This window comes from Saccharothrix syringae (assembly GCF_009498035.1).
Lineage (GTDB): Bacteria > Actinomycetota > Actinomycetes > Mycobacteriales > Pseudonocardiaceae > Actinosynnema > Actinosynnema syringae.
In genome coordinates, this window is record NZ_CP034550.1 from 4572169 (window position 1) to 4594739 (window position 22571).

Genomic DNA, 22571 nt, shown 5'->3' on the forward strand with positions numbered 1-22571 from the left:
GGCGGCAAGTAGTTTGGGCGGGGTGAGCGGGCGGTCGTGGTTCGGGGTCCTCCGGCTCGTGCTGCTCGTGGTGCTGGTCGCGGCGTGCGCGGTCGGGGTCGCCACCGGTGTCGTACCCGGGGTGGCCGAGCTGCGCGGTCGGGTCGACGCCGCCGGGCCGCTGGCACCGGTGGTGTTCGTCGCGCTGTGCGCGGCCGGGTCGTCGGTGCTGGTGCCCAAGCCGGTGCTCAGCGTGCTCGGCGGGGTGCTGTTCGGGCCGTGGGTCGGCGCCGGGGTGGTGGTCGTGGGCGTGACGCTGGGCGCGGTGGTGAGCTTCCTCGTGGCGCGCGGGCTCGGGCGGGACGTGGTCCGGCCGCGCGACGGCCGGTTCGCGCGGGTGGACCGGCTGCTCGAACGGCACGGGTTCGGCGCGGTGGTGGCGTTGCGGCTGCTGCCCTTGGTGCCGTTCGGGCTGGTCAACTACGTCGCCGGGCTGACCGGGCTGCGGGTGGGCGCGTTCGTGGCCGGCACCGCGGTCGGGGTGCTGCCCGCCACCGCCGTCTACACGACCACCGGGGCGTCGCTGACCACGATGACGGTCGGGCAGTGGCTGCTGGCGGGCGCGGCGATGGCGCTGCCGGCGGTGGCGGGGTTCGCGGTGCTGCGGGTCAGGCGGGCGCGGTGACCGTGCCTTGGGGCGGCCGTGGGACGGGTGGACCGGGTCAGAGGAGCGCGGTGACCGCCTCGACCACGGCCGGGCCGTCGAGCAGCACCCGGTCGTTGTGGTCGGCCCCGGGCACCTCCACCGCCCGCCCGCCGGCCGCCGCGGCGACCGCGCGGCTCTGCTCCGGCGGGACGACCGAGTCGGCCGAGCCGTAGACGACCGTCACCGGCGCGGTGGTGCGGGCCACGTGCTCGGCGGTCGGGAAGCGGTCCAGCAGCAGCCACCGCACCGGCAGGAACGGGTAGTGCCGCCGGCCCACCGCGGCCAGGTCGGTGAACGGCGAGCGCAGCACCAGCCCGGCCGGCGGGTGCGCCGCGGCCAGTTCGGCGGCCACCGCCGAACCCAGGCTCTCGCCGAAGTACAGCAGCGGCAGGTCGGTCTCGGCGAGCAGGAAGTCCCGGGCGGCGCGGGCGTCGAGGGCCAGCCCCCGCTCGGTGGGCGCGCCCGGGTTGCCGCCGTAACCCCGGTAGTCCGCCAGCAGCACCGACAGGCCGCGGGCGGTGAGGGCGGCGGCCAGCGGGGCGCGCAGCGAGCGGTTGCCCGCGTTGCCGGGGGTCACCAGCACGGCGGCCCTCGCGCCGGGCGCGGGGAAGTACCAGGCGGACAGGCGCAGGCCGTCGGCGGTGGTGAGGGTCACGTCGCGACCGCCGGGCAGCACGTCGGCCGCCGGCGGCACCGGGCCGCCCGCGGGCAGGAAGACCAGTTTCCGTTGGAACGCGAACGCGCCGCCCAGCACCACGGCCACGATGGTGGCCGCCGCGGCGAGGCCGAGCAACACCCGTCTGCGCATGTCGCCATCATCGGGGTCGGCGCCGGGCACCGTGAGTTAGGTTGTCGCCATGGTGATCGCGGGTTCCGCCGCCGACGTGGAGCCCAGGTGGGCCGAATGGCGCAGGCCGCTGCCCAGCCGCGCCCAGCAGCGGCGCGACTGGTGGCTGGGGCTGGGCACGGTGGTCGGCGGGCTCGCGACGACCGCGCTGGTCAACAGCATCGGCGCGCAGGCGTTCAGCGAGCCGCCCCCGTTCGGCGAGCAGCTGTTCTGGAACGCGGTGGTCACCGCGCCGCTGGTGGTGCGCCGCCGGTACCCGCTGGCCGTGCTGCTGGTGGTGGCCGCGCTGTTCATCGCGGCCCAGGTCCGGCAGACCGGGGACAGCGTGGTGCCGTCCGTGGCGTTGTTCCTCGCCCTGCACAGCGCGGGTGCCTGGGAGCGCAACCGGGTGGTCGCGCGGTGGTCGCGGATCGCGGTCATCGTGGTGATGTTCGCCTGGCTCGGCTTCGGGCTGGTGAAGTTCCTCGTCGGACCGCCGCACGCGTTCAAGGACGCCGCCGGTCCGCTGGACCCCGTGCTGGCGTCGGTGCTCTACCAGCTCGCGCTCAACCTCGCGTTCTTCCTGTCGGCGTACTTCCTGGGCGAGCAGGCGTGGGTGTCCGCGCGTCGGCAGGCCGAGTTGGAGCACCAGGCGGAGCGGCTGCACCGGTCCCAGGAGCAGAACACGCGGGGCGCGATCGTCGCCGAGCGCCTGCGCATCGCCCGCGACCTGCACGACGTGGTGGCGCACCACGTGTCGGTGATGGGCATCCAGGCCGGGGCCGCCCGCCGGGTGCTCGACACCGACCGCGAGCTGGCCCGGTCGGCGTTGCTCATGGTCGAGCAGACGGCGCGGGACTCGGTGGGGGAGCTGCGCGGCCTGCTGGGGCTGCTGCGGGCGGGCGCCCCGAACGAGGAGAAGCCCGACGGCGAGCTGGCCGCCCTGGAGCGGCTGCCCGACCTCGTGGCCACGGCCCGGTCGGCGGGCCTGGAGGTCGAGCACAGCACGTACGGCGAGCCGCGCCCGGTGCCCGACGGGGTGGCGCTGTCGGCCTACCGGGTCGCGCAGGAGGCGCTGACCAACGTCGTCAAGCACGCGGGCGCGCGGAAGGTCGACGTCCGGGTCCGCTACCTCGAACGCGCGCTGGAGGTCGAGGTCGCCGACGACGGGCGCGGCGGACCGGCGTTCGGGGAGGCCGCCGGCGGGTTCGGGTTGGTGGGCATGCGCGAGCGCATCGCCGTCCACGGTGGATCGCTCGAAGCCCGCCCGCGCCGGGACGGCGGCTACCTGGTGCGCGCCACCCTGCCCACCGCACAGGAGGAGTCGTGACCGGTAGACCGCTGCGCGTCGTGCTCGCCGACGACCAGGACCTGGTGCGCGCCGGGTTCCGGGTCATCCTCGGGACGGAGGAGGGCATCGAGGTCGTCGGCGAGGCCGGGGACGGCGAGCGGGCCGTCGAGCTGGTCGAGCGGCTGCGGCCCGACGTGGTGCTCATGGACGTCCAGATGCCGCGCCTGGACGGGCTGGAGGCCACCCGGCGCATCCTCGGGAAGGTCGGCGAGTCGGTCAAGGTGGTCATCCTGACCACGTTCGACCGCGAGGACTACCTGTTCGAGGCGTTGCGGGCGGGGGCGAGCGGGTTCCTGCTGAAGAACGCCTCGCCGGAGGACCTGGTCGAGTCGGTGCGGGTGGTCGCCCGCGGTGACGCGCTGCTGTCGCCGGAGGTGACCCGGCGGGTCATCGCGCGCTTCCACGGCGCCGCCGCGCCCGCGACCGCCCACCGGCCGCCCGAGCTGACCGACCGCGAGTACGAGGTGCTGGTGGAGATGGCGCGCGGCGCGGGCAACGCCGAGATCGCGCGGGCGCTGCACCTCGGGGAGACCACGGTCAAGACCCACGTCTCCCGCGTGCTCAACAAGCTGGGGCTGCGCGACCGCACCCACGCCGTGGTCTTCGCCTACGAGCACGGCATCGTCCGCCCCGGCGACCCCCGCGCCTGACCCCCTCCACCGCGCGTGTCCTCCGCTCCCGCACCGCGTGTCCTCCGCTCCGACATCGCGTGTCCTCCGCTCCCGCACCGCGTGTCCTCCGCTCCCGCACCGCGTGTCCTCCGCTCCGACATCGCGTGTCCTCCGCTCCCGCACCGCGTGTCCTCCGCTCGGACACCGCGGGTAGATCGCGAGGAGGACCCCCGGGGTGGGTCCCGCGGAGGACGCGGAACGGCCACCGCGGCCCATAACCTCATGATCGTGTTGACAGTGAAGGCGATCAGCCGGAGCTTCGGCGACCACCGGGTGCTCCACGACGTGACGTTCGACGTCCGCCCCGGCCGGATGACCGGGTTCCTCGGCGCCAACGGCTCCGGCAAGACCACGACCATGCGCATCGTCCTCGGCGTGCTCGCCCCGCACGGCGGCGAGGTGACCTGGAACGGCGAACCGCTCACCGCCGCCACCCGCCCCCGCTTCGGCTACATGCCCGAGGAACGCGGCCTGTACCCGAAGATGGGCGTCGCGGACCAGGTGACGTGGCTCGGCCGCCTGCACGGCCTGGACCGCGCCACCGCCCGCGCCAACACCGAGCGGCTGCTGGACCGGCTCGACCTCGCCGACCGCGCGGGCGACCAGCTGGAGTCGCTGTCGCTGGGCAACCAGCAGCGCGTGCAGATCGCCGCCGCGCTGGTGCACGAGCCCGAGGTGCTGGTGCTGGACGAACCGTTCTCCGGGCTGGACCCGATCGCGGTGGAGGTGGTGCTCGGCGTGCTGCGCGAACGCGCGGCGGCCGGCGTGCCCGTGCTGTTCTCCAGCCACCAGCTCGCGCTGGTCGAACAGCTCTGCGACGACGTGGTGATCATCTCGCGGGGACAGGTCACCGCCAGCGGCACGCGGCAGGAGCTGCGCACCCGGTACGGCACCCGCCGGCACGAGCTGGTGGTGGCCTCCGACGCGGGGTGGGTGCGCGACCTGCCGGGGGTCCGGGTGGTCGAGCTGGACGGGCCGCGGGTGGTGTTCGAGCTCGACGGCGCCGACGACCAGGACGTGCTGCGCGCCGCCGTGGAACGGGGGCCGGTCCGCGCCTTCACGCCCGTGGTGCCGACGCTCGACGAGATCTTCAAGGAGGCGGTGTGAACGCGTCGTTCGCCGCGGCGACCAGGTTGGTCGCCGAGCGGGAGATGAAGGTCTTCCTGCGCACCAAGGGTTTCTGGATCGGCTTCGCCCTGATGCTGGTGGGCCTGTTCGCGCTGACCGTGCTGCCGGTGGTGTTCGGCGGTGGTGCCACGAAGGTCGCCGCGGTCGGTGGCCAAGCCGTCGACGCCTTGCGGGACAAGGGCTTCGAGGTGCGCGAGGTCACCGACCGCGCCGCCGCGGAGGAGCTGGTCCGGGCGGAGGAGGTGGAGGCCGCCGTCGTGTCGGACGGGGGTGTCCGGGTGGTCGCGCTGACCGATGAGCCGGACGAGGTGCTGGCCGCGCTGGCCACCGCGCCGCCGGTCGACCTGCTGGAGCCGGCCGAGGTGAACTCCGGGCGGCGGTCCGCGGTCATCTTCGTCTTCGCCCTCGTCTTCTTCATGTTCGGGATGGGCGGGGCGGCCATCGCCCAGAGCACGGTGACCGAGAAGCAGACGCGGATCGTGGAGATCCTGGTGTCGACGATCCCGGTGCGGGCGCTGCTGGCGGGGAAGATCATCGGTCACACGCTGTTGATGCTGGGGCAGTTGCTGGTGCTCGCCCTGGCCGCGCCCATCGCGCTGCGCCTGGGCGACCAGGGGCAGTTGCTCGCGGTGGTGGCGCCCGCGCTGGGGTGGTTCGTGCCGTTCCTGCTCTTCGGGTTCGTGCTGCTGGCCGCGATGTGGGCGGTGACCGGGTCGATGGTGAGCCGGCAGGAGGACCTGGGTTCGAGCATGGGCCTGGTGGTGCTGCTGGTGATGGGGCCGTACTTCGCGGTGTCGTTCTTCTCCGACAACGCGGCGGTGCTCGCCACGCTGTCCTACATCCCGTTCTCCGCCGCCGTCGCGATGCCGGTGCGGATGTTCACCGGGCAGGCGCAGGCGTGGGAGGCGCTGCTCTCGCTGGGGCTGCTGGCCTGCTCGGTGGTGGTGGTCGTGCTGCTGGCGGCCCGGCTGTACGAGGGGTCGCTGATGCGCACCGGCGGCAAGGTGGCGCTGGCGAAGGCGTGGGCGCGGCAGGACTGATCTTCGTGACCGGGCTCTCAAGCCCGGGCTGTTGCCCCTCTCCATTTGTTGCCGATATTTTGCAACAGCAGGAGAGGGGCAACAGTGGTGCGCGGGTTTTCGGGGTGGTTGGCCGCGGCGGTCGTCGTCGTGGTCGGTGCGGCGGGGTGCTCCGCCGGTGGTACGAGCGGTGGGCCGGCGCCCACCGAGCTGCGGTTGGCGATCGGCGGCGAGTCCGAGGAGGGCTACGACCCGACGCTGGGCTGGGGCCGTTACGGCAACCCGCTGTTCCAGTCGACGCTGCTGGCCCGGGACGCCGACCTGAACGTCGTCAACGACCTGGCCACGCGCCACGAGGTGAGCCCGGACGGTCTGGTGTGGACGGTCGACGTCCGGACCGACGCGCGGTTCAGCGACGGTCGGCCGGTCACCGCGCGCGACGTCGCCTACACCTTCACCACCGCGGCCCGCAGCGGCGGCCTCACCGACGTCACCGTGCTGGTGGAGGCCGTTGCCGTCGACCAGGACACCGTCGAGCTGCGCCTGACGAAGCCGCAGAGCACGTTCGTCAACCGGTTGGTGTCGCTGGGCATCGTGCCCGAGCACGCGCACGGCCCGGACTACGCGCGCAACCCCGTCGGCTCCGGTCCGTTCGTGCTGGAGCAGTGGGACGAGGGGCAGCAGCTCATCGTCCGGCGCAACGAGGGCTACTACGGCCGCAAGCCCGCCTTCGAGCGGGTCGTGTTCGTGTTCACCGGCGAGGACGCCTCGCTGGCGGCGGCCCGGTCCGGCCAGGTCGACGTGGCCGCGCTGCCCTCCTCGCTGGCCTCCACCGACATGCCGGGCATGAGGCTGCACCGGGTCGAGTCCGTCGACAACCGCGGCATCGCGTTCCCCTACCAGGCCGACACCGGCCGCAGGAGCGCGGCCGGCCACCCGATCGGCAACGCCGTCACCTCCGACCCGGCGGTGCGGCGGGCGGTCAACGCGGCGCTGGACCGGCGGGCGCTGGTCGACGGCGTGCTGGACGGGTACGGCCGCCCGGCCACCGGGCCCGTGGACGGCCTGCCCTGGTACGAACCCGCCGGCGCGGCGCCGGACGACGACCCGGACGCGGCGCGCCGCCTGCTCGACGAGGCGGGGTGGCGCGACGCCGACGGGGACGGCACCCGCGAGCGCGACGGCGTGCGGGCGGAGTTCACCCTGCTCTACCCGGCGACGGACTCGCTGCGGCAGGGGCTCGCGCTCGCCGTGGTCGACATGCTGGCGCCGGTCGGGATCGCGGTCACCGCCAAGGGGGAGAGCTGGGAGGTCATCCGGACCCGGATGCACGCCGACCCGGTGCTGTTCGGCTGGGGCAGCCACGACCCGACCGAGATGGTCAACCTGTACTCCTCCGCGCAGGCCGGCACCGAGCTGTGGAACCCCGGCTTCTACGTCGACGCCGAGGTGGACGCCGCCCTCGACGCGGCGATGGCCGCCACCGACCCCGAGGTGGCCACCGCGCGCTGGAAGGACGCCCAGCGCGCCTTCGCGCCCGACGCGCCGTGGGCCTGGCTGGTCAACCTCGACCACACCTACTTCGTCGACTCCTGCCTGGACGTCGGTCCGGTGCAGGTCGAGCCGCACGGCCACGGCTGGCCCATCACGTGGGCCATCACCGGCTGGCGCTGGACTTGCTGACCGCGCTGCGCGGCGCGACCCGGCTGGCGCTGCTGCTGGCCGCGGTCGCGGTGGGTTCCTTCGCGCTGGTGGTGAACTCGCCGGTCGACCCGGTCGCGGCCTACGTGGGCGCGGACGTGGCCGCGCTCGGCCCGGCGCAGCGGGCGTTGATCGCACAGCGGTGGGGGCTCGACGACCCGGCGCCCGAGCGGTTCCTGGCCTGGCTGGGCAACCTGGTGCGGGGCGACTTCGGGTTCTCCGCGACGTTCAACCGGCCGGTGCTGGAGGTCATCGGGGACAAGTTCCTCGCCAGCCTGGCGCTGATGGCCCTGGCGTGGCTGCTGTCGGGCGTGCTGGGCTTCGCACTCGGCCTGGTGGCCGGGGCCCGGCAGGGGCGCCTGTCGGACCGCGCGATCACGTGGTGGTGCTACACGCTGGCGTCCGCGCCCGCGTTCTGGGTGGGGTTGCTGCTGCTGTACGCGTTCGCGGTGTCGCTGAACTGGGCGCCGGTGTGCTGCGCGGTGCCGATCGGCGTGCCCGCGGCCGAGGTGACCCCGCTCGACCGGCTGCACCACCTGGTGCTGCCCGCGCTCACGCTGAGCGTGGTGGGCATCGCCCCGGTCGTGCTGCACACGCGGCGGGCGGTGGTGGAGACGATGGCGGCCGACCACGTGACCTTCGCCCGGGCGCAGGGCGAGCGCGGCCTCGGCCTGGTCGTGCACCGGGTGGCGCGCAACGCCGCGGCCCCGGCGCTGCTGCTGCAGTTCGGCTCGCTCGGCGAGCTGTTCGGCGGGTCGGTGCTGGCCGAGCAGGTGTTCTCCTACCCGGGCCTCGGCGCGGCCACCACGGCCGCCGCGCTCGGGCAGGACGTGCCGCTGCTGCTGGGGATCGTGCTGTTCACGGCGGTGCTGGTGTTCGCGGGCAACGCCGTAGGCGACCGCCTGCACGCCGCGCTGGACCCGCGGGCCGCGCTCGCCGACGGCCGGGGGCGCTCGTGAGGGCCGCGCTGTCGAACCGGGTGCTGCCGGACCGCCGCACCCGCACCCTGGTGCAGCTCGGGGTGTCCGGACTGGCCGTGCTGGCGGTGCTGGTCGCCGGGACCCTCGCCGAGGACGCCGCGCAGACCACCGGGCTGGGCGAGCGCAACCGGCCGCCGTCGGCCGGGCACTGGTTCGGCACCGACTGGCTGGGGCGCGACGTGCTGGCCCGGGTGCTCGCCGGGCTGCGGCTGAGCCTGCTGGTGGGCACCTCGGCGGCGGCGCTGTCGGCGGTCGTCGCGCTGGTGCTGGCCTGCGCGGCGGCGGTGGGCGGGCCGCGGGTGGACGCGCTGGTCGGCCGGCTGGTCGACCTGTTCCTGGCGCTGCCGCACCTGGTGCTGCTGATCCTGCTGGCGTTCGCCCTGGGCGGCGGCACCGGCGCCGTGGTGGTCGCGGTCGCGGCCACGCACTGGCCGACGCTGACCCGGGTGCTGCGGGGGCAGGCGCGGCAGGTCGTCGGCTCGGACTACGTCGCGGTGTCCGCCCACCTGGGCCGCGGCCGGTGGTGGGTGGCGCGGCGGCACGTGGCCGGGCACCTGGTGGGGCAGTTCCTGGTGGGCCTGGTGCTGCTGTTCCCGCACGCGGTGCTGCACGAGGCGGCGCTGTCGTTCCTGGGGCTGGGCGTCGACCCGGGCGAGCCGTCCACCGGCGTGCTGCTGGCCGAGTCGATGCGGTTCCTGTCCGCCGGCGCGTGGTGGCTCGCCGTGCTGCCCGGCCTGTGCCTGCTGCTGGTGGTCAAGGCGGTCGACGGCATCGGGGAGAACCTGCGCGCCCTGCTGGACCCGAGGAGCCACCACCTGTGAGCGCGCTGCTGGAGGTCGCCTCGCTGGCCGTGTCGTTCCACCGGTACGACCGGGGCCTGCGCCGCCGCGCGGTGGTGGCGCTGTCCGGGATGGACCTGACCGCCGACCGGGGTGAGCTGGTCGCCCTGGTCGGGGCGAGCGGCGCGGGCAAGAGCCTCCTCGCGCACGCCGTGCTCGGCATGCTGCCGCCCAACGCGCGGGAGAGCGGCGAGGTCCGCTTCGACGGCGTCGCCCTCGGCCCGGCCGCCCGTCGCGCCCGGGCCGGCCGCGGCACCGCCCTGCTGCCGCAGGCGGTGACCTTCCTGGACCCGGTCGCGCCGGTCGGGCGGCAGGTGCGGCGCTCGGCGGAGCTGGCCCGCCGCCCCGACCCGCGGGCGGCCGCGCGCGCCGCGCTGGCGGACCGCGGCCTGGGGCCCGAGGTGGGCCGCCGCCACCCGCACGAGCTGTCCGGCGGCATGGTCCGGCGCGTCCTGGCGGCCATGGCGATGATGGGGGACCCGGAGCTGGTGCTGGCCGACGAACCGACCCCGGGCCTGCCGCCGGACGCGGTGCGGGCCGTGCTGGACGGGCTGCGCCGCACCGCCGACGAGGGCCGCGCGGTCGTGCTGATCACCCACGACCTGCCCGCCGCGCTGGGCGTCGCCGACCGGGTCGTCATCTGCCACGACGGCCGCACCGTGGACGAGGCGCGCCCGGCGGACTTCCGCGGCGACGGCGCGGCGCTGTCCCACCCGTACACCCGCGCGCTGTGGCGGGCGCTGCCCGCCAACGGCTTCCACCTCCCGGAGGACCCGTGACCCTGCTGGCCGAGGACGTCTGGTTCCGCTACGGCAGGCGGGGGCCGTGGGTGGTGCGCGGCGCGTCGCTGGCCGTGGCGCCGGGGGAGGTCGTCGGGCTGCACGGGCCCAGCGGGGCGGGCAAGAGCACGCTGGGCGGGTTGCTGGCGGGGCTGGTGGCGCCCTCGCGGGGGCGGGTCACGGTGGACGGGGTGCCGCCGCGACCCGACCGGCGTGCCGGTCGGCCGAACCCGGTGCAGTTCGCGCACCAGCACGCCCACCTGGCGATGGACCCGCGGTGGTCGGTGCGGGAGGTGCTGGCCGAGGCCGGGGCCGGGGAGGTCCCGGCGGAGCTGGTGCCCGCCGCGCTGCTGGACCGCTTCCCGCACGAGATCAGCGGAGGCGAGGCGCAGCGGGTGAACGTGGCGCGCGCGTTGCTGGCGGGGCCGCGGTTCCTGGTCGCCGACGAGATCACGGCCAGCCTGGACGCGATCGGGCAGGCCCGGGTGTGGCGGCTGCTGCTGGCGCGGGTGCGGGCCCGGGGGATCGGCGTGCTGGCCATCTCCCACGACCGGCCGCTGCTGGACGTCGTGGCGGACCGGGTGGTGGCCTTCGCGGACCTGACCGCGCCGGCCGGCGCCGAGCCGGACGGGACGTCACCCGATCGGGCGATCACCGGTTCGTGGTAACCCCAGTCGGGGATCCCCAAGGTCCACCACTGGTTGGACGATTGGGCCGTCGGTCGGTGCTTTCCTCGTCCACGACCCAACCGACGGAGCAAGGGGGATGACGATGTCGGGAACGCGTCTTGCCGTGTCCATCCGGACCGAGGGGGCGGCGCAGCCCCACGGGGGCGACCTGGTCCCGGGCTGGCTGGTCGAGCCCGACCGGGTGGTGGTGCCCGACCCGCCGCCGGGCCTGCTCGACGGGGACCTGCGGGTCGAGGTCCTGCTGGCCGGCCTGGGGGAGGGCGAGGTCGAGCGGATCTCACCCGCCGGGGTGAACGCGGTGCGGGTCGGCGGGGCGCAGCTCGCCGTGCTCGACCTGGAGTCGGCGTCGCGGTACGCGCCCAACGCGGTGATGCCCGAGCTGGTCGAGCTGGCGGCCGCCATCGCCGCGCACGGCGGTGACGTGCGCAAGGCGTTCGAGTCCGCGGGCGCGCCGGGGGACGTCGGGCCGCGCAGGGTGGGCGGCGCCTGCACGGCCCACAACGTGGTCAACTGCGAGCGCTGTCAATGACACCGGGCCGCCTCAGGGCGACCGTCACGGACGTCACGCTCGCCGCGACCGCGTGCGCGATGGACGTGATCCTGTTCTCCGACGCACCGCTGCGGGTGGGGGACCGGCGGTTCTGGTCCACCATGGGCTACCTGGGGCTGGTCCTGACCGTCCTGCTGGTCCGGCGCAGGCGCCCGGCGGCGGTGTTCGCCGCGGTGCTGGTGCTGGCCGTGCTGGCCGAGCCGCTGAGCGGGTTCGACTTCCGGCCCGAGATCGTGGTCTACCTGGGGCTGTTCACCGCGGCGGTGCGCTGCCGGATCGAGGTCGCGGTCGGCGCCCTGGTCTGCATGCTGCTGTACGTGATCCGGATCGCGACCCTGCACTTCGACATCCACTCGCCCGAGGACCTGGTGGTGGAGCTGGCCGCGGCCGCCTACCTGACCATGCTGCCGGTGTCGGTGTGGGCGACCGGGCGGTGGGTGCGCACCAGCCGGGAGCACGCGCGCGACCTGGAGGCGCGCCGCGAGCTGGAGGCCCGGCAGGCGGTGGTGGAGGAGCGGGCGCGGATCGCGCGGGAGCTGCACGACGTGGTGTCGCACGCGGTGACCGTGGTGGTGCTCCAGGCGGCGGGCGGGCGGCGCGTGCTCGACCGCGACCCGGCGCGCGCCCACCGGGTGTTCGACACGATCGAGCGGGTCGGCGAGGAGGCCATGGGCGAGCTGCGCCGGATGCTGGACGTGCTGCGCACCGACGGGGTGACCGGGCCGGCCGAGCCGCGGTCCGGGGTGGCCGACCTGCCCCGCCTGCTCGACTCGGTCCGCGCCGTCGGGGTCGGCGTGGCGCTGCGGGTGACCGGCGAGCCCCGCACCGTCGCGCCGAGCGTGGACCTCGCGGTGTACCGGGTGGTGCAGGAGGGGCTGACCAACGTCACCAAGCACGCCGGCGCGGACGCCAGCGCCGAGGTCCGGCTCACCTGGGCGGGTGACCGGGTGGAGGTGGAGGTGACCGACGACGGCGGTGGTGCGGCGCCCCGGCGGGGGCTGTCCACCGGGCACGGGCTGCCCGGCCTGCGGGAGCGGTTGGCGGTGCTCGGCGGCGACCTCACCGCCGGTCAGCTGCACGGCGGCGGGTTCCGCCTGACCGCCGTGCTGCCGGTGGCGGACCGGCTCGCGCTGTCGAGCTGATCCGCCCACCCGTCCGGTGTCGGTCCTCGTGCCCCGACCGGCACCGGACGGGCCCTCGGGCGTGCCGAGGGCCCGGGTTCGGGTGTGTTCGGAGTGGGCGTACCCGGGTTCAGGCGTGCCCGGGGTCCGGGCGTACCCGGGCGCAGGCGTGCCTGAGGTCCGGGCGCGCCCGAGGCTCGGGCGCGCCCGAGGTTCAGGTGTACCCGGGTTTCAGGCGTACTGCGGCAGGGTGGCCGCGACCTCCCGCGGCGACGGCATGCCGGCCACCTCGGCGGCCAGCGCCTTCGCGGCGGCGCGCACCCCCTCGTCGGACAGCAGCCCCCGCGCCCGCGCGGTGATCGCCTCGGCGGTGACGTCCTCCCCGAGCAGCCGCTCGCCCAGCCCGTGCTCGGCCACCGCCTCGGCGTTGGCGAACTGGTCGGCGCCCTGCGGCACGACCAGCTGCGGCACCCCGGCGCCGAACGCGCCCAGGGTGGTGCCGCTGCCGCCGTGGTGGACGACCAGGTCCACATGCGCCAGCAGCTCCGCCTGCGGCACCCACGGCAGCGCGACCACGTTGTCCGGCACGTCGCCGATCGCGCCCTCCGGCACCGCCGGTCCGGTGGCCACCAGCACCCGCGCGTCCAGCGCCCCCAGGCCCTCGATCGCGGTGCGCAGCACCCCGGCGTCGCCGAAGGCGGTGCCGAGCGTCAGGTAGACCAGCGGCTCGCGGTGCTCGCGGACCCACCCGGGCAGCTCGCCGGGCTCGGCGAACGGCACGGGCCGCAGCTCGATGCGGTCCGCCAGGTCCAGGGCCCCGGGGAGCTGCACCGAGGGCGGGCAGATGTCGATGTACGGGTTGCCCATCACCATGGTCAGGGGACCGCCGGCGGGCACCTCCGCGCCCAGCTCCGCGCCCAACCGCCGGAGGTGGTCGACCACCACCTCGGACACGGCGTTGTCGCCCGCCCACACGCGGCCGAAGCCGTGGCACAGCGCGGGCACGCCGGCCACCTGCGCGGCCATGGCCGCACCGGGGTTGCCGATCTCGTGCACCACCAGGTCGGGCCGCCGCTCGGCGAGGACCGGTGCGACGTCCTGGGCGAAGGCGCGCGGCATGACGCTGCCGAACACCTCGGCGATCAGCTCGGTCGGGACCTCCTGGGGCCGCATGCCAGGGGGGAGCAGGGAGGCGAACCCCGCGCGCGTGCTGAGGCCGCCGGGGATGTGCTCGATGCCGTGCGCGGTCAGGGGCTTCTCGAAGGACTTGTCCGTGACGTAGAGGATCTCGTGCCCTAACTCGCGGGCGGCGATCGCGAGCGGGATCAGCGGGTAGGTGTGCCCGTGCGTGCCGAGGCTCGAAAACAGGATCTTCACCGGTTCGAGCCTACCCACGTTTTTCCACAGCGGGTGAATTTTGACGGGGTGTTAGCGCGGTTGTTCCGGCAGCGCTGCCCTAACGGCCACCGTAGCGTCCACGCTCACCGCGAGGAACCGGGCCACGACCTCCTTGTCCGCGTCGCTGAACCCGGCCCACGCCTCGGTGAACGCCTCGTCGAGCGGGCTGAAGAACTCCCGGCCCAGCCGCAGCGCCTTCTCGTTCACGCGCAGCTCGACCTTGCGCCGGTCCTGGGCGCTGCGGGCGCGCTGGACGTGCCCGGACGCCTCCAGGCGGTCCAGCACGGAGGTGGTCGCGGACGGGCTCAGGTTCATGGCCTCGGCCAGCCTGCCCGGCGTCATCGGCTCACCGCCCCACCGCGCGTCCATGATCAGGGCCAGGGCGTTGAGGTCCGTCCGGTGCATCCGCTGCCGCTCGCCGAAGATCTCGGCGAACCGGTCGGTTTCGACGGTGAGCTGCCGCAGCAGCCTGACCAAGGTCGAGTTGTCGACCATTCACCCTCCCGGTAAATTTCGACCGTCGAACTATCCGATGATCGAACTACGTGGTCCCGGAGGACATTCTCCCGTGCACGCGACCCGTTCCCGCACCCGCTGGTTGCTGCCCGCCCTGGTGGCGGTCGCCTGGCTCGCCCTCGGCGGCTTCTCCGGTCCCTTCGCGGGCAAGCTCAGCGAGGTCTCGGTCAACGACAGCACCGCCTTCCTGCCGTCCTCCGCCGAGGCGACCGAGGTCGCCGAGCGGGTCCGGGCCTTCGGGGACGGCCAGGGCCTGCCCGCCGTCGTGGTCGCCGAGCGCGCCTCCGGCCTCACCCCGGCCGACCGCGACTGGCTCGCCGGCCGCGAGCTGCCCGGCGAGGCGTCCCCGGTCATCCCCTCCCGGCAGGACGACCAGGCCGCCCAGCTCGTCGTCGTGGTCGACCGCGCGGACCCGGCCGGCGCGGTGGACGGGATCCGGTCGGCCCTGGCCTCGCCGCCCGACGGGCTGACCGTGCTCGTCACCGGGCCCGCCGCGCAGGTCGCCGACCTCAAGGAAGCCTTCGGCGGCATCGACGGCCTGCTGCTGCTCGTGGCGGGCGCGGTCGTCGCGGTGATCCTGGTCCTGGTCTACCGCAGCCCGCTGCTGCCGCTCGTGGTGCTGCTGTCCGGGGTGTTCGCGCTGGGCCTGGCCAGCCTCGCGGTCTACCTGCTCGCCGACGGCGGCGTGCTCGACCTCAACGGCCAGAGCCAGGGCATCCTGTTCATCCTCGTCTTCGGCGCGGCCACCGACTACGCCCTGCTGCTGGTGTCGAGGTTCCGCGAGGAGCTGCGCGACACCGAGGACCGCTACCTGGCCGTGAAGGCCGCCTGGCGCGCCACCGTCGAGCCGATCGCCGCGTCCGCGGGCACGGTCGTGCTCGGCGTGCTGTGCCTGCTGTTCAGCGACCTCAACTCCAACAAGGGCCTCGGCCCGGTCGCCGCGATCGGCATCGGCGCGGCGTTCCTGGCGTCGGTGACCTTCCTGCCCGCGGTGCTGGCGCTGCTGGGCCGCGCCGCGTTCTGGCCGCGGCGCCCCGCGCACGGCTCACCGCACCCCGAGGCGAGCGGCCGGTGGGCGCGGGTGGCCCGCCTGGTCGCCACCAGGCCGCGCGCGACGTGGGTGGTCACCACCCTGGTGCTGCTGGTCGGCGTGGCGTTCGTGCCCCAGCTCAGGGCCTCCGGCACGGCCCAGTCCGACGTCTTCCTCACCGACGTCGACTCGGTGGCCGGGCAGGAGGTGCTGTCGCGGCACTTCCCCGGCGGCAGCGGCTCGCCGGCCGTCGTGCTGGCCGACGCCGGGCAGGCGCGGGCCGTGGAGCGGGCGGCGCGGGTCGAGGGCGTGTCCGAGGTGCGGCCCGCCGGCGAGGCCGAGGGCCTGGTCCGGCTGGACGTCGTGCTCACCGACCCGGCCGACTCCGAGGCGGCCGTGGGCACCGTCGAGCGGCTGCGCGACGCCGTGCGGGCGGTGCCGGGCGCCGACGCGAAGGTCGGCGGGCCCACCGCCACGCAGCTGGACACCCAGAACACCTCCGAGCGCGATCGGCTGGTCATCATCCCGATCGTGCTCGTGGTGATCTTCCTGGTGCTGGCGCTGCTGCTGAGGTCCCTGCTCGCGCCGCTGCTGCTGATCGCCACCGTGGTGCTGTCGTTCGCGGCGACGATGGGCGTGTCCGCGCTGGTGTTCAACGGGCTGCTCGACTTCCCCGGCGCCGATCCGGTGGTGCCGCTGTTCGGGTTCGTGTTCCTGGTGGCGCTCGGGATCGACTACAACATCTTCCTGATGACGCGGGTGCGCGAGGAGGCGGTGTCGCTGGGCACCCGCGAGGGCGTGCTGCGCGGCCTGACCGTGACCGGCGGCGTGATCACCTCGGCGGGGGTGGTGCTGGCGGCGACGTTCTCGGCGCTGGCGGTGCTGCCCATCCTGTTCCTGGCGCAGATCGCGTTCATCGTGGCCTTCGGGGTGCTGCTGGACACGTTCCTGGTGCGGTCGCTGCTGGTGCCCGCGCTGGCCGTGGACGTGGGCAGGCGGATCTGGTGGCCGTCACGGCTGGGGCGCGGGAAGGACTGACCTGGCCGGCTCGGGGGTGCCGACGAGGTCGTGCACCTCGGTGGCGCGCCGTCGTGCGGCTTCGGCCGCGGGCGCGTCGCCGAGCCGGTGCAGCAGATCGGCGAGGCAGTCCAGGGCGTGGGCCTCGCAGAACACGTTCCCGACCTCCTGGTGCGCCTCGATCGCCCGGCGGAAGTGCGTCGCGGCGTCGTCGAGCCTGCCCAGCAACTCGTAGGTCGCCGCCAGGCTGTTGAGCACGAGCCCCTGACCGTGCCGGTCCCCGATCCGCTGCCGGATCTCCGACGAGCGGCCGAGGTGGTCCAGCGCCTCGTCCAGCCGCCCCAGGTCGCGGTACACCGAGCCCAGCTGGTTCAACGTGGCCGCGAGGCCGTGCTGGTCGTCGGTGCGCTCGCGGAGGGCGAGGGACTCGTGGAGGCAGTCCAGCGCCTCGGAGAAGCGGCGCAGCGAGCGGTAGACGGTGGACAGGCTGGTCAGGGTGCCGGCCTCGTTGCACCGGTCGCCGTTCTCGCGGCTGGCCGCCAACGCCTCCCGGTGCCGGGCGATGGCGCGGTCGTGCTGCCCGAGTTCCTGGTGGACGACGCCGAGGCTCCAGAGCGCGTACACCTCCGCGTGCCGGTCACCGACCGCACGGGCGCTGACCAGGCTGCTCTCGAACATCGGCAGCCAGCCGTCCCAGTACTTGCGCAGGCCGAACAGGGCCCACAGCGACATGGGGAACCGGCCGGCGAGGTCGTGCGCGCCGCTGGTGGCGGCGAGGCCGACGGAGGCCACCAGGTTGGCCCGTTCCACCTCGCACCAGTGCAACGCCGCCACCCTGTCGATGAAAGCCTGCGGTGTGACCTCGGTGGCGGGGAGGGGGTGCTGGCAGTGCGAAGGTATGAGGGTGTGGTCGGCCGCCGCCACCGTGTGCAGGTACCAGGACAGGACGCGGCGGATCGCGCCGTCGCGGCCCGGATCGTCGTTGGCCAGCTCCACCGCGTAGGCGCGGAGCAGGTCGTGCACGCGGTAGCGGTCCCTGGCGGTGCGCTGGACCAGGTGCGCGGCCACCAGGGCGTCGACCGCGCGGCGCGCCCGGCCGACCGGCGTGCCCAGCAGCGCGGCCACGGCGGGCAGCGACGCCTCGGCGGTCGGGTGCAGCCCGAAGGCGCGGAACGCCCCGGCGACCTCCTCGGACAGCGCCCGGTAGGACCAGGAGAACACGGCCCGCACCGCCGACGACTCGTCCTCCTCGTCGGACAGCAGGTCCAGCCGGTCCTCCTCCGCGACCAGCTCGGCGGTCAGGCCGGCGAGCGTGGTGAACGGGTCGGCGGCCACGCGCTCGGCCGCCACCCGCAGCGCCAGCGGCAGGTAGGCGCACTGCTCGGCCAGCCGCGCGGCACCCTCGGGGTCGGCGTCCACGCGCTCCGCGCCGGCCGTCGCCCGGAGCAGGGCCACGCACTCGGCGGACGGCAGCACGTCCAGGCCCACCCGCACCGCGCCGTCGCGGGCCACGAGCCCGGCCAGGCGGTTGCGGCTGGTCACCAGGACGGTCCCGGAAGCGGGCAGCAGCGGGCGGACCTGCTCGGCGGTGCAGGCGTTGTCCAGCAGGACCAGCAGCCTGCGGTCGTGGGTGAGCGAGCGGTACAGGGCCGCCTTGTCCTCGTCGGACACGGGGATCAGCTCGGCGGCGACGTTGAGCGAGTGCAGGAAACCCGTCAGCGCCTCACCCGGCGTCACCGGGCCGCGCGACGAGTGGCCGCGCAGGTCGACGTGGAGCTGGCCGTCGGGGAAGTCCGCCAGGTGGTGGTGGGCCCAGTGCACGGCGAGCGAGGTCTTGCCCACCCCGGCCGTGCCGGTGATCAGCACCAGGGCGCCCTTCCGCGCGTCCAGGCGGGCCAACTGCTCGCGGCGGCCGGTGAAGCAGGACGCGTCGGCGGGCAGCTGCCGGGGCACGGGACGGGTGGGCCTCGGGGCGTGCAGGTGCACGCCGCCGTGCAGGGTGCCCGCCTGGACGGCGGTCCCCTCGACCCGGCCCACCTCGTTCACCGCGCTCCACCTCTCGGCAGGGACGAGTGCACCTCACCGCCGGCGCGGGCGCACCGCAGAAGTGCGGGTCGGGTCCGGACCACCGGGTCAGGTCTGGGGCCACGTCGAGTAGACGACGTCGACCCCGTCCGAGCACACCACCTGCGGCAGCGCCGGTTCGGGCACCTGGTTGCAGGTCATCGGGCCGACCGCCAGCGGCGGCAGGCCGGGGGTCGGGTCGCGGCGCTCGGCGTAGTAGTCGAACAGCACCGCGGCGGCCTGGTCGCAGTCGAGCCGACCGGAGGGGGTCTCGACCACGACGGCCAGCATCGGCTTGCCCAGGGCGCCCGCGAACGGCTGGTCGCAGTACTGCGCGGGCGCGCCCTCGTCGATCGTCGGCAGCGGCACCGGGTCGGCGTCGGGGGTCGGCTCCGCAGGGGTGGTCTCCTCGGGGGTGGTCTCCACCGCGGTGCTCTTCTTCGCGGTGGTCCTGCCGGCCGTGGTGGTGGTCGCGGTGCCGGCACCCGAGCCCGTCACCGTGGTGGCACAGCCCGTGACCAGGACCAGCAGCAGGGCGAACATGATCTTCACGCCCGTGGACTCGCTCGAACGGGCGGTTCCGTTAGCCGCCCTGTCACAGGCGCGCCCGCCGCACCGTCCTCCAGGTGACATGGTTTCCACGGAGACTGGGACGCAGAGATGAAGATCGCGGTTGCGGGTGGCACGGGTGTCGTCGGGCGCAAGGTCGTCGAGGCGGTGGGCGCGGCCGGGCACGAGGCCGTGGTGATCGGCCGGTCCACCGGCGTCGACCTGATCACCGGCGCCGGGCTCGACGAGGCGCTGGCCGGGTGCGGTGCGGTGGTCGACGTGTCCAACGCCGCCGTCTGGACGCGCGAGGAGGCGGAGCGCTTCTTCGGCACCGTCACCACCAACCTGCTCGCCGCGGCCGGGCGCGCGGGCGTGCGGCACCTGGTGGTGCTGTCCATCGTCGGCGCCGACGTGGTCGACCTGGACTACTACTTCGGCAAGCGGCGCCAGGAGGAGCTGGTCGCCGCCGGTGACGTGCCGTGGACGGTGCTGCGCGCCACCCAGTTCTTCGAGTTCGCCGGGCAGGTGCTGGCCCAGGCGAGCGGCCCGGTCGCCCAGGTGCCCCCGATGCTGTCGCAGCCGGTGTCGACCGAGGACGTCGCGGCCAGGCTGGTCGAGCTGGCCGCGGGGGAACCGCGGGGGTTCGTGCCGCCCATCGCCGGTCCCGAGCGCCTGCGGCTGGTCGACATGGCGCGGCAGGTCGTCGCCCGGCGCGGCGACGACCTGCGGGTCGAGGAGCTGGCCGAGGGGCCCGCGGGGCTGGCCACCGGGGCCCTGACGCCGCAGGGGGAGTACACCGAGGGCCGGCGGACCTTCGCCGACTACCTGGACTCGGTGCGGTCGTGAGCCGCGTCGCGCGGCTGGCCGCCGAGTACACCGGCGTCCGGCCCCGCCTGGTGGGCATCGCCTACTCCATCGTCGGCACCCTGGCCGAGGCGCAGGACGTGGTCTCGGACTGCTGGCTGAAGCTCGTCGAGGCAGACGGCCGCGACCCCGTCCTGGACGTGGAGGGCTGGGCCGTGGTGGCGGTGGCCCGGCGGGCGGTGGACGTGCTGCGGTCGGCGCGCGTGCGGCGGGAGCGGTACGTCGGGCCGTGGCTGCCGGAGCCGCTGGTCGACACCCGCTCGCCCGACCCGGCCGAGCGCGTCACCCTGGACGACAGCGTGGGCTTCGCGCTCATGGTCGTCCTGGAAACCCTCACCCCGGCCGAGCGCACCACGTGGGTGCTGCACGAGGTGTTCGGCATGCCGTTCCCCGAGATCGCCGAGGTGGTGGGCCGCAGCCCGGCCGCGGTGCGGCAGCTCGCCGTGCGGGCCAGGGCGCACGTCACGGCCCGCGCGCCCCGGGTGGACGTGGCGGGACCGGAGCACCGCCGGGTGGTGGACGCGTTCCTCGGCGCGGTCCGGGGCGGCGACCTGGCCGCCCTGCTCGGCCTGCTGGACCCGGACGTGGTGCTCACCAGCGACGGCGGCGGCCTGCTCGGCGTGGCCCGCCGCCCGGTCCTGGGCGCCGACCGCGTGGGCCGCTTCCTGGTCGGCGTGGTCCGCAAGATCGCCGCAGGCGAGCACCTGCGACCGCTGACCGTCAACGGCGGCCCGGGGTTCGCCGTGCTGCGCGCCGACGGCAGCACCCGCTACGTCTGCTCGTTCACCCCGGTCGGCGGCCTGGTGCGGCGGGTGGACTTCGTCGTGGCGCCCGACAAGCTGCCGCGCGCCGTGGGGCCCTACCCGCCGGGGGTCACCAGGCCCGACTCGTAGGCCAGCACCACGGCCTGCGCGCGGTCCCGGGCGCCCAGCTTCGCCAGCACGCGGCTCACGTGGCTCTTGGCCGTCTGCCCGGCGATGGTCAGGGCGTCCGAGATCTCGGTGTTGGACAGGCCGCGGGCGACCAGCCGCAGCACCTCCAGCTCCCGCGGCGTCAGGTGGCGCAGGACCGCGTCGTCGGGCCGGTCCCGCGCCCGCGCGGCGAACGCCGCGACCAGCCGGGTGGTGACGGACGGCGCGAACAGCGAGTGCCCGGCCGCCACCACCCGCACCGCGTTCACCAGGTCGACCAGCGGCGCGTCCTTGAGCAGGAAGCCGCCGGCGCCCGCGCGCAGCGCGCGGTAGACGTACTCGTCGAGGTCGAACGTGGTCAGCACGAGCACCCGCGGCGGGTCGCCGGGGCGGTCGAGGATGCGGCGGGTGGCCTCCAGCCCGTCCATGACGGGCATCCGGACGTCCATCAGCACCACGTCCGGCGCCAGCCGCGAGACCAGCGACAGCGCCTCGGCGCCGGTGCCCGCCTCGCCCACCACCTCCAGGTCCGGCTGCGCGCCCAGCGCCACGTGGAAGCTCTCCCGGATCATCGCCTGGTCGTCGGCTATCAGGACCCTCGTGGTCATCCGTTCCCCCCACCCGTCAGCGGCAGCTCCACCACCACCGCGAAACCCCCGTCCGGCGTGGCCCGCGCCAGGAACGAGCCGCCCAGCACCCGCACCCGCTCCGCCATGCCCGCCAGGCCCTGGCGCGGCCGGTCGGCGCCGCCGTCGAGCGCGGGCCGGGCCGCCGCCGGGTTCGACACCGTGATCCGCAGCGCGTCCCCCGCCACCACCAGGCCGACCGCGACCGGGGCGCCCGGCGCGTGCCGCGCGCAGTTGCTCAACGCCTCCCGCACCACCCGGTAGGCCGAGGGCCCGACCCCGACCGGCAGCGGCGCGGGCCCGCACCGCACGTCCAGGTCGATCTCGGTGCCCGCCGCGCGGAACTGCCCGACCAGCTCCCGCACGTCGTCCAGGCCCGGCTGCGGCGCGGTCGCGACCTCGTCGTCGGGCGACCGCAGGGCGCCCAGCATGCGCCGCATCTCGGTGAGCCCGTCCCGCGCCAGGTCCTGGAGCAGTTGGAACTCGGCGCGGACCTCGGGCGCCAGGCCGGGCAGGCGGTAGGTCGCCGCGTCCGCGCGCAGCACGAGCACCGACATGTGGTGGCTGACCACGTCGTGCAGCTCCCGCGCGATGAGGGCGCGCTCCTCCAGCGCCACCTCCCGCGCCCGCTCCGCCACCCGGCGCCGGTCGGCCTGCCTGCGCAGGCGCGTCGAGTGGCCGAGCAGCGCCGCGCAGGCGACCAGGGCGGAGGCCAGGACGAGGTCGCGCCAGTCCGGCAGGTGCGGCGCCGCCGCCACCGCGGTCAGCGCCCAGGCGGTGACCACCACCGGGCCGCGCTCGCCCTCCGCCAGGACGTAGAAGACGAAGCCGACGGTGACCGCCAGGCCGACGGTCCAGGGCCAGCCCCAGTCGATCCTCAGCCGGCCCGAGTTGTGGGTCTGCGGCACGACCAGCAGCAGCAGCGCGGTCATCCGCCACGCGTGCAGCGGGTGGGTGGTCGACACCAGCACCGGCACGGCGGTCAGCAGGGCGCCCAGCGCGAGGCGGCCCTCGGGGCCCGCGCTCAGGTACACCGGGAACTGCACCAGCGCCAGGAACACCACCGAGACGGCCACCGCCCAGCGGAGGCGGCGCAGGCCCAGCGAGGTGACCGGCGTGCCCGGGGCGCGGAAGAGGACGAGCGCGAGGAGGCGCGTCGCGGCACGGGCGCGACGCGCCCAGACCTTTTCCCCCGAACCGGTCATCCGTCCACCGTATCGGGTGGTGCGGTCCTCCCGGGGTTCGTCGCCTGCCTGC

General features: G+C 75.2%; 22 protein-coding genes. 15 read left to right on the forward strand and 7 right to left on the reverse strand.

Annotated features, from left to right (window positions below):
* Nucleotides 1-22: 22 nt before the first annotated feature.
* The gene (locus EKG83_RS46960; RefSeq protein ID WP_051766394.1) at nucleotides 23-664 is read left to right on the forward strand and encodes a TVP38/TMEM64 family protein; all 642 of its coding nucleotides are present in this window, start codon (nucleotides 23-25) and stop codon (nucleotides 662-664) included.
* 37 nt (nucleotides 665-701) lie between these two features.
* Here the strand turns inward: EKG83_RS46960 and EKG83_RS19825 are convergent, their stop codons facing one another.
* Nucleotides 702-1493, reverse strand: a complete 792-nt coding sequence (locus tag EKG83_RS19825) for an alpha/beta hydrolase (RefSeq protein WP_033433106.1) — start codon at nucleotides 1491-1493, stop codon at nucleotides 702-704.
* A gap of 49 nt (nucleotides 1494-1542) precedes the next feature.
* Here EKG83_RS19825 and EKG83_RS19830 point away from each other — a divergent pair, with 49 nt between their 5' ends.
* The 11 genes from EKG83_RS19830 to EKG83_RS19880 all read left to right on the forward strand — a co-directional run bounded on the left by EKG83_RS19830 (nucleotide 1543) and on the right by EKG83_RS19880 (nucleotide 12360).
* Entirely contained in the window at nucleotides 1543-2841 is a 1299-nt protein-coding gene (locus EKG83_RS19830; protein WP_051766395.1) for a sensor histidine kinase, read from the forward strand.
* Nucleotides 2838-3512 (forward strand): response regulator, encoded by a 675-nt coding sequence (locus tag EKG83_RS19835; protein ID WP_033433107.1) that lies wholly within the window; start codon nucleotides 2838-2840, stop codon nucleotides 3510-3512. Before EKG83_RS19830 ends, EKG83_RS19835 begins: the two co-directional genes overlap by 4 nt.
* Nucleotides 3513-3761: 249 nt before the next feature.
* Nucleotides 3762-4640, forward strand: a complete 879-nt coding sequence (locus EKG83_RS19840) for an ABC transporter ATP-binding protein (RefSeq protein ID WP_033433153.1) — start codon at nucleotides 3762-3764, stop codon at nucleotides 4638-4640.
* Between the two features lie 44 nt (nucleotides 4641-4684).
* On the forward strand, nucleotides 4685-5701 hold the full coding sequence (locus EKG83_RS19845) for an ABC transporter permease (protein WP_051766408.1): 1017 nt from the start codon (nucleotides 4685-4687) through the stop codon (nucleotides 5699-5701).
* Nucleotides 5702-5788: 87 nt separating this feature from the next.
* Nucleotides 5789-7363 carry an ABC transporter substrate-binding protein gene (locus EKG83_RS19850; RefSeq protein WP_051766409.1) on the forward strand — a complete coding sequence of 525 codons (1575 nt, stop codon included), beginning with the start codon at nucleotides 5789-5791 and terminating at the stop codon, nucleotides 7361-7363.
* Complete coding sequence (locus EKG83_RS19855) at nucleotides 7330-8340, forward strand: ABC transporter permease (protein ID WP_228122711.1); 1011 nt, start codon at nucleotides 7330-7332, stop codon at nucleotides 8338-8340. The genes EKG83_RS19850 and EKG83_RS19855 overlap by 34 nt, the downstream gene beginning before the upstream one ends.
* Nucleotides 8337-9182, forward strand: coding sequence for an ABC transporter permease (locus EKG83_RS19860; RefSeq protein WP_033433110.1), 846 nt, complete (start codon nucleotides 8337-8339; stop codon nucleotides 9180-9182). The genes EKG83_RS19855 and EKG83_RS19860 overlap by 4 nt, the downstream gene beginning before the upstream one ends.
* Complete coding sequence (locus tag EKG83_RS19865; protein ID WP_033433111.1) at nucleotides 9179-9979, forward strand: ATP-binding cassette domain-containing protein; 801 nt, start codon at nucleotides 9179-9181, stop codon at nucleotides 9977-9979. The genes EKG83_RS19860 and EKG83_RS19865 overlap by 4 nt, the downstream gene beginning before the upstream one ends.
* Nucleotides 9976-10647: an ABC transporter ATP-binding protein gene (locus tag EKG83_RS19870; RefSeq protein ID WP_033433112.1), complete on the forward strand. Its 672-nt coding sequence runs from the start codon at nucleotides 9976-9978 to the stop codon at nucleotides 10645-10647. Before EKG83_RS19865 ends, EKG83_RS19870 begins: the two co-directional genes overlap by 4 nt.
* 124 nt (nucleotides 10648-10771) lie before the next feature.
* A complete protein-coding gene (locus EKG83_RS19875) occupies nucleotides 10772-11197 on the forward strand; it encodes a hypothetical protein (protein ID WP_033433113.1) in 426 nt (141 codons plus the stop codon).
* Nucleotides 11194-12360, forward strand: coding sequence for a sensor histidine kinase (locus EKG83_RS19880; RefSeq protein WP_051766396.1), 1167 nt, complete (start codon nucleotides 11194-11196; stop codon nucleotides 12358-12360). The genes EKG83_RS19875 and EKG83_RS19880 overlap by 4 nt, the downstream gene beginning before the upstream one ends.
* Before the next feature lie 210 nt (nucleotides 12361-12570).
* Here EKG83_RS19880 and EKG83_RS19885 read toward each other — a convergent pair whose 3' ends face one another.
* Both EKG83_RS19885 and EKG83_RS19890 read right to left on the reverse strand, forming a co-directional pair.
* Nucleotides 12571-13716: a glycosyltransferase gene (locus tag EKG83_RS19885; protein ID WP_033433114.1), complete on the reverse strand. Its 1146-nt coding sequence runs from the start codon at nucleotides 13714-13716 to the stop codon at nucleotides 12571-12573.
* Nucleotides 13717-13767: 51 nt separating this feature from the next.
* Nucleotides 13768-14232, reverse strand: coding sequence for a MarR family winged helix-turn-helix transcriptional regulator (locus EKG83_RS19890; protein ID WP_033433115.1), 465 nt, complete (start codon nucleotides 14230-14232; stop codon nucleotides 13768-13770).
* 73 nt (nucleotides 14233-14305) lie between these two features.
* Between EKG83_RS19890 and EKG83_RS19895 the strand changes: the two genes are divergently transcribed.
* Nucleotides 14306-16321, forward strand: coding sequence for an MMPL family transporter (locus EKG83_RS19895; RefSeq protein ID WP_033433116.1), 2016 nt, complete (start codon nucleotides 14306-14308; stop codon nucleotides 16319-16321).
* On the opposite strand, the gene EKG83_RS19900 is transcribed toward EKG83_RS19895, so the two are convergent.
* Nucleotides 16295-18346, reverse strand: a complete 2052-nt coding sequence (locus tag EKG83_RS19900) for an ATP-binding protein (RefSeq protein WP_051766398.1) — start codon at nucleotides 18344-18346, stop codon at nucleotides 16295-16297. The genes EKG83_RS19895 and EKG83_RS19900 overlap by 27 nt on opposite strands.
* Nucleotides 18347-18433: 87 nt before the next feature.
* On the reverse strand, nucleotides 18434-18916 hold the full coding sequence (locus tag EKG83_RS19905; RefSeq protein ID WP_033433117.1) for a hypothetical protein: 483 nt from the start codon (nucleotides 18914-18916) through the stop codon (nucleotides 18434-18436).
* 108 nt (nucleotides 18917-19024) lie between these two features.
* On the opposite strand from EKG83_RS19905, the gene EKG83_RS19910 reads away from it, so the two are divergent.
* Together EKG83_RS19910 and sigJ are read left to right on the forward strand one after the other, a co-directional pair.
* A complete protein-coding gene (locus tag EKG83_RS19910; protein ID WP_033433118.1) occupies nucleotides 19025-19759 on the forward strand; it encodes an SDR family oxidoreductase in 735 nt (244 codons plus the stop codon).
* Nucleotides 19756-20670, forward strand: a complete 915-nt coding sequence (gene sigJ, locus EKG83_RS19915) for an RNA polymerase sigma factor SigJ (protein ID WP_051766399.1) — start codon at nucleotides 19756-19758, stop codon at nucleotides 20668-20670. The genes EKG83_RS19910 and sigJ overlap by 4 nt, the downstream gene beginning before the upstream one ends.
* On the opposite strand, the gene EKG83_RS19920 is transcribed toward sigJ, so the two are convergent.
* Both EKG83_RS19920 and EKG83_RS19925 read right to left on the reverse strand, forming a co-directional pair.
* Nucleotides 20637-21296, reverse strand: a complete 660-nt coding sequence (locus EKG83_RS19920; RefSeq protein WP_033433119.1) for a response regulator transcription factor — start codon at nucleotides 21294-21296, stop codon at nucleotides 20637-20639. The genes sigJ and EKG83_RS19920 overlap by 34 nt on opposite strands.
* Nucleotides 21293-22519, reverse strand: coding sequence for a sensor histidine kinase (locus EKG83_RS19925; RefSeq protein ID WP_051766400.1), 1227 nt, complete (start codon nucleotides 22517-22519; stop codon nucleotides 21293-21295). The genes EKG83_RS19920 and EKG83_RS19925 overlap by 4 nt, the downstream gene beginning before the upstream one ends.
* Nucleotides 22520-22571: the final 52 nt, after the last annotated feature.

What these genes read in the sequence shown, in the direction of transcription:
- EKG83_RS19825 (WP_033433106.1), bottom strand. Translation starts at nt 1,493, where the DNA reads ATGCGCAGACGGGTGTTGCTCGGCCTCGCCGCGGCGGCCACCATCGTG.
- EKG83_RS19830 (WP_051766395.1), top strand. Translation starts at nt 1,543, where the DNA reads ATGGTGATCGCGGGTTCCGCCGCCGACGTGGAGCCCAGGTGGGCCGAA.
- EKG83_RS19845 (WP_051766408.1), top strand. Translation starts at nt 4,685, where the DNA reads ATGAAGGTCTTCCTGCGCACCAAGGGTTTCTGGATCGGCTTCGCCCTG.
- EKG83_RS19880 (WP_051766396.1), top strand. Translation starts at nt 11,194, where the DNA reads ATGACACCGGGCCGCCTCAGGGCGACCGTCACGGACGTCACGCTCGCC.
- EKG83_RS19890 (WP_033433115.1), bottom strand. Translation starts at nt 14,232, where the DNA reads ATGGTCGACAACTCGACCTTGGTCAGGCTGCTGCGGCAGCTCACCGTC.
- EKG83_RS19910 (WP_033433118.1), top strand. Translation starts at nt 19,025, where the DNA reads ATGAAGATCGCGGTTGCGGGTGGCACGGGTGTCGTCGGGCGCAAGGTC.
- EKG83_RS19920 (WP_033433119.1), bottom strand. Translation starts at nt 21,296, where the DNA reads ATGACCACGAGGGTCCTGATAGCCGACGACCAGGCGATGATCCGGGAG.
- EKG83_RS19925 (WP_051766400.1), bottom strand. Translation starts at nt 22,519, where the DNA reads ATGACCGGTTCGGGGGAAAAGGTCTGGGCGCGTCGCGCCCGTGCCGCG.